Origin of the sequence: Flagellimonas flava (genome assembly GCF_050617915.1) — a bacterium.
Classification (GTDB): Bacteria; Bacteroidota; Bacteroidia; order Flavobacteriales; family Flavobacteriaceae; genus Flagellimonas; species Flagellimonas flava_A.
This window is the reverse complement of sequence record NZ_JBODQE010000005.1, coordinates 270,038-283,524: the sequence shown is the minus strand read 5'-3', so window position 1 is coordinate 283,524 and position 13,487 is coordinate 270,038. Positions and strand designations below refer to the sequence as shown.

15 protein-coding genes are annotated in these 13,487 nt (G+C 42.4%); 11 read left to right on the top strand and 4 right to left on the bottom strand.

The window, feature by feature from the left end:
- Window positions 1-13 precede the first annotated feature (13 nt).
- Genes ACRHOZ_RS14610 through ACRHOZ_RS14600 form a run of 3 tightly spaced genes read right to left on the bottom strand, consistent with a single transcriptional unit; the run spans window position 14 to window position 1,321 of the window.
- Window positions 14-673, bottom strand: coding sequence for a DUF2461 domain-containing protein (locus ACRHOZ_RS14610; RefSeq protein WP_431126882.1), 660 nt, complete (start codon window positions 671-673; stop codon window positions 14-16).
- 4 nt (window positions 674-677) lie between these two features.
- Complete coding sequence (locus ACRHOZ_RS14605; protein ID WP_431126881.1) at window positions 678-1,004, bottom strand: TfoX/Sxy family protein; 327 nt, start codon at window positions 1,002-1,004, stop codon at window positions 678-680.
- Window positions 1,005-1,006: 2 nt separating this feature from the next.
- A complete protein-coding gene (locus ACRHOZ_RS14600; protein WP_431126879.1) occupies window positions 1,007-1,321 on the bottom strand; it encodes a hypothetical protein in 315 nt (104 codons plus the stop codon).
- Window positions 1,322-1,431: 110 nt separating this feature from the next.
- On the opposite strand from ACRHOZ_RS14600, the gene ACRHOZ_RS14595 reads away from it, so the two are divergent.
- The 11 genes from ACRHOZ_RS14595 (at window position 1,432) to atpG (ending at window position 11,590) form a co-directional block, all read left to right on the top strand.
- Window positions 1,432-2,445, top strand: coding sequence for a GlxA family transcriptional regulator (locus ACRHOZ_RS14595; RefSeq protein ID WP_431126877.1), 1,014 nt, complete (start codon window positions 1,432-1,434; stop codon window positions 2,443-2,445).
- A gap of 242 nt (window positions 2,446-2,687) precedes the next feature.
- Window positions 2,688-5,243: a tetratricopeptide repeat protein gene (locus ACRHOZ_RS14590; RefSeq protein WP_431126876.1), complete on the top strand. Its 2,556-nt coding sequence runs from the start codon at window positions 2,688-2,690 to the stop codon at window positions 5,241-5,243.
- Between the two features lie 6 nt (window positions 5,244-5,249).
- Window positions 5,250-5,684 (top strand): bactofilin family protein, encoded by a 435-nt coding sequence (locus ACRHOZ_RS14585; protein WP_422349646.1) that lies wholly within the window; start codon window positions 5,250-5,252, stop codon window positions 5,682-5,684.
- Window positions 5,662-5,892: an AtpZ/AtpI family protein gene (locus ACRHOZ_RS14580; RefSeq protein ID WP_420401473.1), complete on the top strand. Its 231-nt coding sequence runs from the start codon at window positions 5,662-5,664 to the stop codon at window positions 5,890-5,892. Before ACRHOZ_RS14585 ends, ACRHOZ_RS14580 begins: the two co-directional genes overlap by 23 nt.
- Window positions 5,892-6,281, top strand: a complete 390-nt coding sequence (locus ACRHOZ_RS14575; protein ID WP_431126873.1) for a DUF6168 family protein — start codon at window positions 5,892-5,894, stop codon at window positions 6,279-6,281. The genes ACRHOZ_RS14580 and ACRHOZ_RS14575 overlap by 1 nt, the downstream gene beginning before the upstream one ends.
- Before the next feature lie 119 nt (window positions 6,282-6,400).
- Entirely contained in the window at window positions 6,401-7,531 is a 1,131-nt protein-coding gene (atpB, locus tag ACRHOZ_RS14570) for a F0F1 ATP synthase subunit A (RefSeq protein ID WP_422349648.1), read from the top strand.
- 91 nt (window positions 7,532-7,622) lie between these two features.
- A complete protein-coding gene (gene atpE, locus ACRHOZ_RS14565; protein ID WP_045801726.1) occupies window positions 7,623-7,814 on the top strand; it encodes an ATP synthase F0 subunit C in 192 nt (63 codons plus the stop codon).
- Between the two features lie 86 nt (window positions 7,815-7,900).
- Window positions 7,901-8,401 carry a F0F1 ATP synthase subunit B gene (locus ACRHOZ_RS14560; RefSeq protein ID WP_422349649.1) on the top strand — a complete coding sequence of 167 codons (501 nt, stop codon included), beginning with the start codon at window positions 7,901-7,903 and terminating at the stop codon, window positions 8,399-8,401.
- A gap of 6 nt (window positions 8,402-8,407) precedes the next feature.
- Window positions 8,408-8,947, top strand: coding sequence for an ATP synthase F1 subunit delta (atpH, locus tag ACRHOZ_RS14555; protein WP_431126870.1), 540 nt, complete (start codon window positions 8,408-8,410; stop codon window positions 8,945-8,947).
- A 102-nt stretch (window positions 8,948-9,049) separates the two neighbouring features.
- Window positions 9,050-10,630, top strand: coding sequence for a F0F1 ATP synthase subunit alpha (gene atpA / locus ACRHOZ_RS14550; protein WP_431126868.1), 1,581 nt, complete (start codon window positions 9,050-9,052; stop codon window positions 10,628-10,630).
- A gap of 99 nt (window positions 10,631-10,729) precedes the next feature.
- A complete protein-coding gene (gene atpG, locus ACRHOZ_RS14545) occupies window positions 10,730-11,590 on the top strand; it encodes an ATP synthase F1 subunit gamma (protein ID WP_431126866.1) in 861 nt (286 codons plus the stop codon).
- A gap of 177 nt (window positions 11,591-11,767) precedes the next feature.
- Here the strand turns inward: atpG and ACRHOZ_RS14540 are convergent, their stop codons facing one another.
- Entirely contained in the window at window positions 11,768-13,405 is a 1,638-nt protein-coding gene (locus ACRHOZ_RS14540) for a sulfatase family protein (RefSeq protein WP_431126864.1), read from the bottom strand.
- Window positions 13,406-13,487: the final 82 nt, after the last annotated feature.

Below are 13,487 nucleotides of genomic sequence, written 5' to 3'. Positions count from 1 at the left end.
AATAAACTTGTTTTCAATCCAATGCTTGGCCTAGAAAAGTATTCAAAGGTTTAATGGCTTCAAAATGGGATAAAATCTCATTCTGTAGTTGGCTACTTCCATAAAAGGGCTCCAAAGGAAACTCGGCCATTGCATAGAATTGTTTGTGATAGATCAAATCTGTTTTTTCTGCTATGGGAAGTAAACCTTTATCCAAACGCTTTGCTTTTTCACCCTTAAGCTTCCCAAAGTTTTGGGTAAAGGAGGTGTCCGAGAGAAGATTCATCAAAGTTTCGGGATTATCTGCAATATGCTCCCTTACCTTCTTCAACTCCGGCGGGCGAAGCATAAAAAGCCCACCTCCTACATGGATATTTTCCGCATCAATGCCCAAATAATACCCTGGTAAAACGGACTTTTTCCCATTTGGGGAGAAGCCCGCTTTTAGTAAGGTATGGTAAGGCGTTTTATCTTTGGAAAACCGGACATCCTTGTTGATTCTGAACATGGCCTTTTTGGGGTCGGCAAGAATTCTATGATCCCATTCGGTCAAGGTAGGAATCAATTCTTCCAATAGATTCAAAAAGGGATTCTTGACATCATTTTCATACCGTTTTTTATTGGCGTGGAACCATTCCTTATGGTTGTTCTTGGCCAGCTCTTTCAAAAAAGAACTGTATGCTGAAGTTATCATAAAGCTATTTTTTTGAATGCTCAATGGAATTTTGCGCCCAGATTTTGAGCGCATCAAGGTCATTTAAGATTGTTTCCGGAACGGAATAATAGGGCATTCTCCCATGTTTGGTGCTGCCTTTGTCCAAATAGGTGGATACCATGTTCTCATCTACTTTAAAATAAACCGCCCCTTTCGAGTCCACAATGCCAAACATTTTGCCATCATGAAACACCCCATGTCCCCCAAACATTTTTTTGGTTGAAACACCACTGATCATAGCTAACTTTTGCACAAGTTCCTCAGTGGCTAAAACAGAAAATTTTGATAATCTATCTCCTTTTACTCCCATGGTCAGTTTTGTTTAATGAGTTCAAGGGCATTCGTGGCAAGTTGCTCCCATTTATCTTCATGGCCAAAATCAAGCTCGAACCAGCCCGTCAATGGCCCTTTATTTTTAAATGGGTTGAATTCGGACAGCTCAACCTGGAGCTGCTCCGCCGGATATGATTTCCCAAGCTTAAAGACCATTTTATCATGCTTGGAAAAGAAGGCAAACACTTTTCCCCTATAATGGATTGCAGGTGAACTCATCATTTTGCCCTCGGTAACATCAGCCTCTTGCAAGCAAAGTTTATTCCGTATTTCCAAGAATTTTTCCAACTCCATATCCCAAAGCTACAAAAGAGAAAATGCACCTATAAGGGTAAATATGACACTTTTAAGGGTTGATTGTGCCAAGTATTCCCATTACATTTATAGTTCAAAAAAAGCTGATAATGAAACATGTAAGTATATTGGTGCCCAAGGGCAATGCCATTTTAAGCAGCGTGGTGGGCCCATTTAAAATATTGATGGCCGCCAACCAGTTTTTAAAGAAGACCAGGATTCAGGAAAACGATTTTTTTGAGCTGCACTTGGTGGGGTTGGACCAGGACCACACATTGTACGAAGGCCTCTTTAGCATCCATTGTGATAGCACCATTGCTGATATCAAAAAAACGGACTTGATTCTTATTCCTGCCCTAAGACCTGATAAATTGAATGAGGACCTGGATAGGAACAAGAACTTTATTCCATGGATTCTTAACCAGCGACTCCAGAACAATGCCGAAGTGGCCAGCATGTGTATGGGCGCTTTTTTGTTGGCTCAAACAGGGTTGGTGGACGGCAAGCAATGCGCTACCCATTGGGCGGGAATGGAAATGTTTAGAAAGATGTTTCCACAAGTAAACTTGGTGTCCAACAAAATTGTGACCGACGAAGATGGCATTTATACAAGTGGCGGAGCTTTTTCCTTTTTGAACCTTATCCTCCATTTGGTTGAAAAATACTGTGGCCGACCTGCAGCTATTTATCTCTCCAAGTTTTTTGAGATTGATATGGATCGGCAGGACCAGAACCAATTTGCAATTTTTCAAGCACAAAAAGATCACGAGGATGATGCCATAAAAGAAGCTCAGAAGTACATTGAAAATAATGTGAAGAGCAAGATATCTGTGGAACGTTTGGCAGAAAAATATGCAATCAGCAGTCGCAATTTTGTGCGAAGATTTAAAAAGGCTACCCAGAACACCCCATTGGAATACATTCAAAGAGTGAAGATTGAGGCTGCAAAGCGCAGCTTGGAATCCACCCAACAAAATGTGAATGAGATCATGTACCAGGTGGGTTATGCGGATCAAAAAGCGTTTCGTACCGTCTTTAAAAAATATGTGGGACTTTCCCCGGTGGCCTACAAGTCAAAATACAATAGGAGCAGGACCAATTTTGAACGATCGTCGGCCTGGTAATCTCTGCTGTTTTGTTACAGGTATGGCATAGTTCTCAACAACACATCCCTGATTTCGCAGCTCGAAATCTATCCCTTCTCTAGAAGGGAGGGTTTTCCAAAATATCCAAGATTAAATTCCCCTCTCCAGAGGGGTTAGGGGTGTGCAAAAAATCCAAGAAGAAAAATTATTGCATTTTACCGATGAGCCTTATAATAAACTGGATGTTTTTCAGTTAAGGTTAGACACGATTATCGATAATTTTGAAGCTTCAACATATCATTTTTGGCGCAATTGTCTGCGGAGGATTGCTTTTTAACTCCTGTTCCACAAAAAAGGACAAGTTCCTTAATCGCAATTGGCACGCCCTAAACACCAAATACAACACCCTTTACAACGGCAACATTGCCTTTGAGCAAGGAAGGGAAGAACTCAACGCCAATTACCGTGATGACTACTGGGAAATCCTACCAGTGGAACGCTTGGAAGTGACGGATGAGGTGAAGTTGGATTCTGAAGACAACAACCCCAATTTTATCATTGCCGAGGAGAAGGCCACCAAGGCCATCCAAAAGCACAGCATGGACATTAAGGACGAAGAGCGCAATCCACAAACGGATGAGGCTTTTCTTTTGTTGGGCAAGGCCCGATATTTTGACCAACGCTACATTCCGGCTTTGGAATCTTTCAATTACATTCTAAGAAAGTATACCGAAAGCGATAAGCTGAACGAAGCCACCATCTGGCGGGAGAAGACCAACATGCGTTTGGACAATCCTGAACTGGCCATCAAGAATCTGGAAAGACTGTTCAAGTTTGAGCGTTTGAAAGACCAGGAGCATGCCGATGCCAATGCGGTGATGGCCCAGTGCTACATCAACCTAAAGGCCAAGGACACGGCCATCCAAAAATTAAAAATAGCCCAGGCCTACACCAGAAAGAATGCTGAAAAAGGAAGATACCTGTTCATCATCGGACAGCTTTACAACAGTTTGGGATTCAAGGATAGCGCCAACTATGCTTTTGATAAGGTCATTGCATTGAACAGGAAGTCCCCAAGAGTTTATATGATCAATGCCCATCTTAAGAAAATCCAGAACACGCAGATTACGGATACCAATCAGGAAGAATTATTAGAATATCTGACCGAGCTGGAAGAGAATAGGGAAAACCGCCCTTTTTTGGACAAGATCTATCGTGAGATTGCGCAGTTCCATTTGAACACACAATCCGACAGCTTGGCCATTGTCTATTTCAACAAATCTTTGAGGGCCAATACGGGGGAACGTAAATTAAATGCGCTCAATTATAAGGATTTGGGGGATTACTACTTTGATCAAGACGCTTACAAAACTTCTGGAGCATATTACGATAGCACCCTGACCAACCTTGTGGTAAACACTAAGGAACATCGTCGGATCAAGAAGAAGTTGGACAACTTGGAAGATGTGATCAAGTACGAGGACATTGTACAGCACGCCGATAGTGTTATCACTTTGTATGAAATGCCCGAAGCAGAACGCAAGGCTTATTTTGAAGAACTCATTGCAGAGCTCAAACGCAAGGATGAGGAAGCGGCCCAAGCGGAGTTGGAACGAACAACCGCTGGCTTTGCCACCTTTGCTGAATCCAAGGGAGGAAAAGAAAACAAGGGCAAGTTCTACTTTTACAACATTACCAGTTTGGGCTACGGAAAAAACGATTTTAGAACCCGTTGGGGCGATCGTACCTTGGAGGACGATTGGCGCTGGAGCAATAAAAGTAGAACCCTGGTTTCGGAAGCTACTGGAGAAGTTGTTTCCGCGGATGGTCAGCCTGCTACAGCAATTTCGGAGGAACAAAAATATTCATTGGATTTTTATTTGAGCCAGATACCCACGGATGAAAAGGTGATCGATAGTCTTTGGGGGGAACGCAATTTTGCCAACTATCAATTGGGGTTGATCTATAAGGAAAAATTCAAGGAGAACCTATTGGCTGCAGGAAAACTGGAGAGAGTGCTGGCTTTGAATCCAGAGGAACGTTTGATCCTTCCATCCAAATACAATCTGTACAAAATATATGAGGAAACGGGCAGTCCTTTGGCCCTGAACATGAAACAGGACATCATTACAAACCATCCTGATACCAGGTATGCCGAAATCCTATTGAATCCCCAAGCCGTACTGGCTGGAAATATGGATAGTCCGGATGCTAGGTATGCGTCGCTTTTCAAATTGTACGAACAGCAAGAATATCTTCAGGTAATAACCCTGACCCAGGATTACATCAATAAATTTACAGGGGATCCCATTGTTCCCAAATTTGAAATGTTGAAGGCCAATGCCATTGGGCGACTTCAGGGATTTGAGTCGTTCAAGGAAGCACTGAATTTTGTGGCGCTGACCTATCCCAACAATCCAGAAGGGAAAAAAGCCGAAGCCATGGTTGCGGAACAACTGCCCAAATTGGAAACCAAGGAATTTTCTCCTGAAACGGGATCGACAGGGGCTGGGAATTGGAAAGTAGTTTTCCCATTCAAAATAAAGGACAACGAAAAAGCGTTGAAATTAAAGGAACGATTGGAAGCATCCATCAAGGACCTTAATTATAAAAATGTGGTTTCCAAGGATATTTATACGTTGGAGGATCAATTTGTGGTAGTACACGGGTTTAAGTCAAAGGACTTTGCCCTAGGCTATGCTGAGCTTATAAAAAAGAACAGGGACTACCGCATCTACGATGAGAATTTTGTAGTTTTATCCAATAATTATAAAATCATACAAGTACACAAAAACTTAGCTGCGTACAAAGCGCAGATTTTAACCCCAAAACCCTAGAAAACAATGTTTTCAGACAACAAAAAACCTAGAACTATGAACGAGTTTGGAGGACAACCCAACAGAATTGAAAAGAACACCAAAATTAAGGGTGATATTACTTCAGAGGCCGATTTTCGAATCGATGGTAAACTCGAAGGCAACGTAAAAACTTCCGGAAAAGTGGTTATCGGAAAAGATGGCTACATCAAAGGAAAAGTAGAATGTGTAAATGCCGATATTGAAGGGAAATTCAATGGCGAACTTCAAGTAAATGATTTATTATCCCTTAAGGCATCTGCAATTATAGAGGGAACGGTGAGTGTTTCCAAGTTGGCGGTAGAACCTGGAGCCACATTTAATGCTGCTTGTACCATGGGCAAGGGAGCTTCGGCACCAGCTGCGGCCTCAACGCACAAACTGCAGCCCAACAAGACCAATGAACCAGCAAAAGTCTCCTAAAAAAAAGAACAATTTTAAGAATGCCGCAATGCTTTCCGGCATTGCGTTTGAAATGGGAGCCATAATTTTTCTTGCCGTTAAGGGAGGGAAATGGCTGGACGCCCATTACGGGAACGAAAAAAATATTTTCACGGTAATTGCCACTTTATTGGGAGTGGCAATTTCTATTTGGGTAGTTTTGCAACAGCTAAAACGGATAAAATACTAATGCCCAATCTCAATTTGCCCACCAAATTCATTGCACTTCTTCTGTTATTGTTGCTCCTGTCCTTTGGAGTGCATTTAGGCATTCTGTCGTTGAGGAACCTTCCTCTTTTTGACAACCTTATTGTGCTTTCCTATTTGGTCAACGCAATTTTGGCCGCCGTAATTTTCCTCTTGCTGTATAAATTCAGGGAGAAGTTGAAGAATCAGATTGGATTTTTGTTCATGGGTGGAAGCCTCCTCAAGTTTGTTTTTTTCTTCTTGCTTTTTTACCCCGCGTACAAGAGTGACGGCGATATGTCAGGCTTGGAGTTTGCCGCATTTTTTGTTCCCTACGCCATCTCACTTTTTTTGGAGACATTTTTTACTTCCAAAATGCTCAAAAACCTATAGGATAGACCTTAAAATTATCCCACTCAAGGTGCTCAAAAATAAAAGTTTGAAAGCTTTTTTCTTTTTGTGAGAATGACTTACATTTGCACCGATTTTGAGAGACCGATATTTTGAGCGAAATGCGAAAAACTTTTTTTACGAGATTTCTTCTTATTGCAGCACTATTTTTAGGTCAGTTCACTTTTGCAAGTGAGACCAAAGAAGAAGCCGATGGACACGGCAAGGACCTTAAGACAGAAATTAAGGAATACATCGCCCATCACCTTCAAGATGCCCATGATTTTTCTTTATTTTCCTATACCAAGGAAAATGGGGAGCACAAGTATGTTGGATTTCCGTTGCCGGTTATTCTTTGGGATAACGGATTGAAGGTTTTTTCCTCTTCAAAATTCCATCACGGCGAAACTTTGGCCGAAGTTGATGGCAACTATTACAAGCTTTATCACAGCAAGATATATAAAACAGATGCAGAAGGGACCATCCACTATGATGAAGACCACCACGCTACCAATGTAAAGCCTTTGGATTTTTCCATTACCAAGAACGTGGTGATGATTATCGTAACTGGCTTGTTGATGTTGTGGTTGTTCTCCAGTTTGGCAAGATCCTATGGCAAGAACAATGGTATTCCCACTGGTGCAGGGCGTTTCTTCGAACCAATAGTCCTATATATTAGGGATGATATTGCAAGACCAAACATTGGGGAAAAAAGATACAGGAAGTACATGCCTTTCTTGTTGACCATCTTTTTCTTTATCTGGTTTTTGAACATTTTTGGATTGACCCCCCTTGGAATTAACGTGACGGGAAATATTGCCATCACGGTTTCTTTGGCGATCATGACGTTTTTGATTACGAATTTCACAGGAACCAAGGATTACTGGATGCACCAGTTTGATCCATTGGGTAAATCCCTGCCTTGGTACGGTAAAATTCCATTGTACATTATTTTGGTTCCCATCGAATTGTTGGGATTGATCATTAAGCCTTTCTCATTATTGATTCGTTTGTATGCAAACATGCAGGCAGGTCACATCGTATTGATGAGTTTGATTGGATTGATGTTCATTTTTAAGAGCTGGTTGGGAAGTCCTTTGTCATTTGGACTGGCTTTCGCCATCTCTTTGATTGAAGTATTGGTGGCCTTGCTGCAAGCATATATTTTCACCATGTTGTCCGCTCTGTATTTCGGATTTGCCTCCGAAGAGCATGAGCACGACCATGAGCATGAAGCAGAGGTTGCACATTAATAAGTATGTCGTTCCTGCTGCCATGTCGAGCGCAGTCGAGACGGAAAGCAGGAATCAAAGATTGAATATTTAATTTTTAAACTAGATAGATATGGAAATTCCAGTAATGGTAGGTGCAGGTTTGGTAGTGATCGGTGTAGGTCTTGGTATTGGTAGAATCGGTGGTTCTGCTATGGAGGCTATCGCTCGTCAGCCTGAAGCTTACGGAAAAATCCAAACAGCGATGTTGATTGCAGCAGCGTTGATTGAAGGTATTGGTTTTGCTGCCCTATTCGCAGTATAATCAAACCCACAAAGTAAAGGCTGTAACGGTTGGTTGCAGCTTTTACTTAGTTTAAGAATTCAAAGTATAAAAGCATAGAATAGATTATGGAAAAGTTATTGGAAGAGTTTTCGTTGGGATTGTTTTTCTGGCAGACTTTATTGTTCGGGTTGTTGTTGTTCCTACTTTGGAAATTTGCATGGAAGCCCATTCTTAATGCAATCAACGATCGTGAGGAAGGTATCAAAAACGCCTTGGATGCCGCTGAGGAGGCCAAAAAGGAAATGCAAAACGTTACTGCGGATAGCGAGAAGTTGTTGAAGGAAGCCAGAGCAGAACGTGAGACCCTGTTGAAGGAGGCGCGCGAGATCAAGGACAAAATAGTTGCCGATGCCAAAGAGCAGGCCCAAGTGGAAGGCGACAAAATGATCAAACAGGCCCAAGCAACCATTGAAAGTGAAAAGAAAGCTGCCGTTGCCGACATCAAAGCTCAGGTAGCCAATCTTTCCATAGATATTGCAGAAAAAGTAATCAAGGAAGAACTGTCCGATAAGAAGAAGCAGGAAAAGCTTGTTCAGGACATGTTGGGTGACATCGAATTGAACTAAGAATAGATGAACGAAAGTAGGGCAGCCGCACGTTACGCAAAAGCAACCTTGGATTTCGCTATCGAAAAGAAAGCGGCAGATGCCGTTGAAAAAGATATGCGAAGCATTGCTGCTACCATCAACGATAATGCCGAGCTTCAGAGCTTATTGGGAAGCCCGGTCATTAAAGGTGAAGCAAAAAAGGAGGCGCTAAAAAAGATATTCAAAGGGTCTAACCAAATTACTTTGGGCTTGATCAATACCTTGACCGACAATAAAAGAGTTGGTCTGTTGCAAGAGGTGGCCTACAAGTACATCATCCTTCATGAGCAATTGAAAGGTGAGGATGTAGCCTATGTGACCACTGCGGTTCCATTAACGGCAGCCTTGGAAAAAGAGGTGTTGGCCCAAGTGAATAAAATCACAGGAAACAAAGTCACTATAGAAAACAAGGTGGATGAAAACATCTTGGGTGGATTTGTGTTGCGCATCGGCGATTTACAGTATGATGCCAGCGTATCCAACAAATTGAACAGTTTAAAAAGAGAATTTACAAATAGTCTATAGTCCTTCGCTACGCTACGGACTATAAGCGATTAACAAAATAGAAATAAAAACACGACGTATAGTATCTAAAGTCTATCGTCTAAAGTCTAATATCTAGTCAAAATGGCAGGAGTAAAAGCCGCTGAAGTATCAGCAATTTTGAAGGAACAATTATCAGGATTTGAGGCATCCGCTTCCTTGGACGAAGTAGGTACCGTATTACAAGTAGGTGACGGTATTGCCCGCGTCTATGGACTTTCCAATGCTCAATATGGAGAGCTTGTGGAGTTCGATGGGGGCATGGAAGGTATTGTTTTGAACTTGGAAGAAGATAACGTTGGTGTAGTATTGTTGGGCCCATCCAAACAAGTAATGGAAGGTGCAACCGTAAAAAGGACACAACGTATCGCATCCATCAATGTAGGTGAAGGAATTGTTGGTCGTGTTGTGGATACCTTGGGTAACCCTATCGATGGTAAAGGGCCTATAGCTGGTGACACTTACGAAATGCCATTGGAGCGTAAAGCCCCTGGGGTAATTTACCGTCAGCCAGTAAATGAGCCATTGCAAACCGGAGTTAAGGCGATCGATGCCATGATTCCAATTGGTAGAGGACAAAGGGAGTTGGTTATTGGTGACCGTCAAACAGGTAAGACCACCGTTTGTATCGATACCATCTTGAACCAAAAGGAATTTTACGATGCTGGAGAGCCTGTATATTGTATCTATGTTGCTGTAGGTCAAAAGGCTTCTACTGTTGCAGCTATTGCCAAAACCTTGGAAGACAAAGGTGCTTTGGCTTATACCACTATCGTAGCGGCTAACGCATCCGATCCTGCACCGATGCAGGTATATGCTCCTTTCGCAGGTGCTGCAATTGGAGAGTACTTCCGCGATACGGGACGTCCTGCATTGATTATCTATGATGATTTGTCAAAACAGGCAGTTGCTTATCGTGAGGTATCCCTTCTTTTGAGAAGACCTCCAGGTCGTGAGGCATATCCTGGTGACGTATTCTACTTGCACTCAAGATTGTTGGAGCGCGCCGCAAAAGTGATTGCGGATGATGATATTGCCAAGAACATGAACGATTTGCCAGATGCGCTTAAGCCTATGGTAAAAGGGGGAGGTTCTTTGACTGCACTTCCAATTATTGAAACCCAAGCAGGTGACGTTTCCGCCTATATCCCAACCAACGTAATTTCCATTACCGATGGTCAGATATTCTTGGAGCAGGATTTGTTCAACCAAGGGGTTAGACCAGCGATCAACGTGGGTATCTCCGTATCCCGTGTAGGTGGTTCGGCGCAGATCAAATCCATGAAAAAAGTGGCAGGTACTTTGAAATTGGATCAAGCCCAGTTCCGTGAATTGGAAGCTTTTGCCAAATTCGGTTCCGATTTGGATGCTGCAACCTTGAACGTAATTGAGAAAGGTCGTAGAAACGTGGAAATCTTGAAGCAGGCCCAGAACGATCCATTTACCGTGGAAGATCAGGTGGCTATCATCTTCGCAGGTTCTAAAAACCTGTTGAGGAATGTTCCTGTGGACAAGGTAAAAGAGTTTGAAAGAGATTTCATCGAGTTTATGAACGCCAAGCATAGAGACGTATTGGATACGCTTAAGGCTGGTAAATTGACAGATGAGGTTACCGATACTTTGACTGCGGTCTGTAAAGACCTGTCTGGAAAGTATAGTGCATAACAATTGTCATTCCCGCTGTCATCCTGAGCGCAGTCGAAGGAAAGCGGGAATCCATAATAATAAGATTCCGCATCAAGTGCGGAATGACAAATAAAAGGAATGGCGAATCTAAAGGAAATACGAAATAGGATAGCATCGGTAAAGTCGACCATGCAGATTACCAGTGCCATGAAAATGGTATCTGCTGCCAAGTTGAAAAAGGCCCAAGACGCCATTACCGCTATGCGCCCCTATGCAAATAAACTTACGGAATTGCTGCAGAGCCTTAGCGCAAATTTGGACGGGGATGCCGGAAGCAAATTTGCTGATGCAAGAGCCGTCAACAAAGTATTGGTAGTGGCCATTACATCCAATCGTGGTTTGTGTGGTGCGTTCAATTCCAACATCATCAAACAGACCAATGCATTGATCAATGACACCTATGCTGGAAAACAGGTTGATGTTATCGCTATTGGTAAAAAAGGAAATGATATTCTGGGAAAGAATGGAAATGTTGTTGCCAATCATAGCCAAGTTTTTGATGACCTGACGTTTGATAACGTTGCAGCCATTGCTGAAACTTTGATGAACCACTTCACGGAAGGGGATTATGACAAGATTGAGTTGGTCTACAACAAGTTCAAGAATGCTGCTACCCAAATTGTGATGACAGAGCAGTTTTTGCCCATTGTCCCTGTTGAAGGAGATAACACAGGTGCGGCCGATTACATTTTTGAGCCATCAAAGCCAGAGATTGTTGAGCAGTTGATTCCAAAGTCGTTAAAGACCCAATTGTACAAAGCGGTTCGCGATTCCTTTGCCAGTGAACATGGTGCCCGTATGACGGCAATGCACAAAGCAACGGATAACGCGTCTGAACTTAAAAATCAATTGACGCTTACCTATAACAAGGCAAGGCAAGCTGCAATAACCAACGAAATCTTGGAAATTGTTGGTGGTGCGGAAGCACTAAACAATTAGGCGAAACATAGTGAAGCCAAAAAGCTTAAGTGCGGAAGCATTGAACAACTAGTGTCAAGTAATAAGAATAAAAAAGGCCGCTTCAACGAAGCGGCCTTTTTTATTTAAGTCAGTTCGAGCCTGCCTTTGTCGGCAGACAGGCGCAGTCGAGAACGAATCATAAACATAATGGACGGATTAGTGATTTCCGGCCATTCTGGACTCGTGCAAATCAATATAGTACTGGTTGAGTTCATCCGAATCTTTATACTGCTCCCTAAGCTCCTCCAGCTTCATCTTTAGTTCATCTACTACTTCAGCATAAGCTGGATTGCTGTAAACATTGTTCATCTCCTGTGGATCCTTTTTACGGTCATAGAGCTCCCATTCGTCCACATCATAATAGAAATGGGCCAGTTTAAAATCAACGGTCACTATTCCATAATGTCTCATCACCTGATGTTCAGCGGGATATTCATAATAGTGGTAATACACTGCATCCCGTGTCCATTTCTCCTCGTTCGATGTCAAAAGAGGCATTAAACTTTCACCTTGCATATCATCAGGAATTTCAATTTGTGCAGCTTCCAAAAAGGTCTGGGCAAAATCTAAGTTTTGTACCATTTCCTCATTGGTGATTCCTGGCTTTATTTTGTTTGGCCATCGAATCAATAGAGGGGTTTTAAAGGATTCATCATAAATAAATCGCTTATCGAACCAACCATGTTCCCCAAGGTAAAATCCTTGGTCTGAAGTGTAAACCACCAAGGTGTTTTCCGATAGCTCATTTTGATCCAAGTAATCCAGGACGCGCCCCACATTATCATCAACAGAAGAAATACAGGCCAGATAATCCTGCATATAACGTTGGTATTTCCAAATCATCTTTTCCCTATCGCTCATAGAGGGCCAGTTCTCTTCAAAATCTTTGCTTATGGCATCCAAAAAGGGTTTTAATTGGGCTTTTTGCTCCTCCGTGGCACGGTTGTATTGATTATTAAAGGCATTGACCAAATCAGGCACCTCTGGAGTCACGGTGCCCATGTTTGCAATGGTTTCTGGCCATACCTTGGTGTCATAGACATACTTCATATGGGTCAATAGGTTCATTTCCGCTGTTTTTGCTGCTGAACCTCTATTGCTATAATCATCAAAAAGAGTTTCAGGAATCGGAAATTCCTTCCCATAGAATTCCTTAAATTTTTCCGGGGTTGGCCACCAAGGTCTATGGGGGGCCTTATGCAGATACATCAGCATGAAAGGCTTGTTGGGATCTCGTTTTTTATCCAACCAGTTGAGCGTGATGTCCGTTGTGATATCCGTAGCATAACCTGTTATGGTCGTATCCCCATTTTGAGTGATAAAATCAGGATTGATATATTGACCCTGGCCTGGAAGAATCATAAAGTCATCCACTCCTTTGGGGTTGTTCCCAAAGTGGAGTTTTCCAAACATAGCGGTTTGGTAGCCCGCTTTTTGGAACAACTGTGGAAAGGTCACCTGAGTGGTGTCAAAGGGCATTAAATTGTCCACTTTGCCATTGATATGAGTGTGCTTTCCTGTTAAAATTGTAGCCCTGGACGGAGCGCATATGGAGTTGGTAACACAGGCATTCGTAAAGACAATACCCTCCTTTCCTATTCGATCAATATGTGGGGTTTGGATCAGATGGTCACTGTAGGCACTTATGGCCTGATAGGCATGATCATCTGACATGATAAACAGGATGTTGGGTCTTGCTTGATTTTCGGTTTGGGCTTCTTTTTTCTTCTCTGCACATGAGACTAAAAATAGGATAGAAAAGATGAGGCAAAATGTTTTGGAAATGGTCTGCATTAGGTTGATTTATTTATACAAGTCAAAAAGGTACAAATTGTTCCGCTAAAGCAATAACCAAAACGTTTTGCGTAACTTGTAC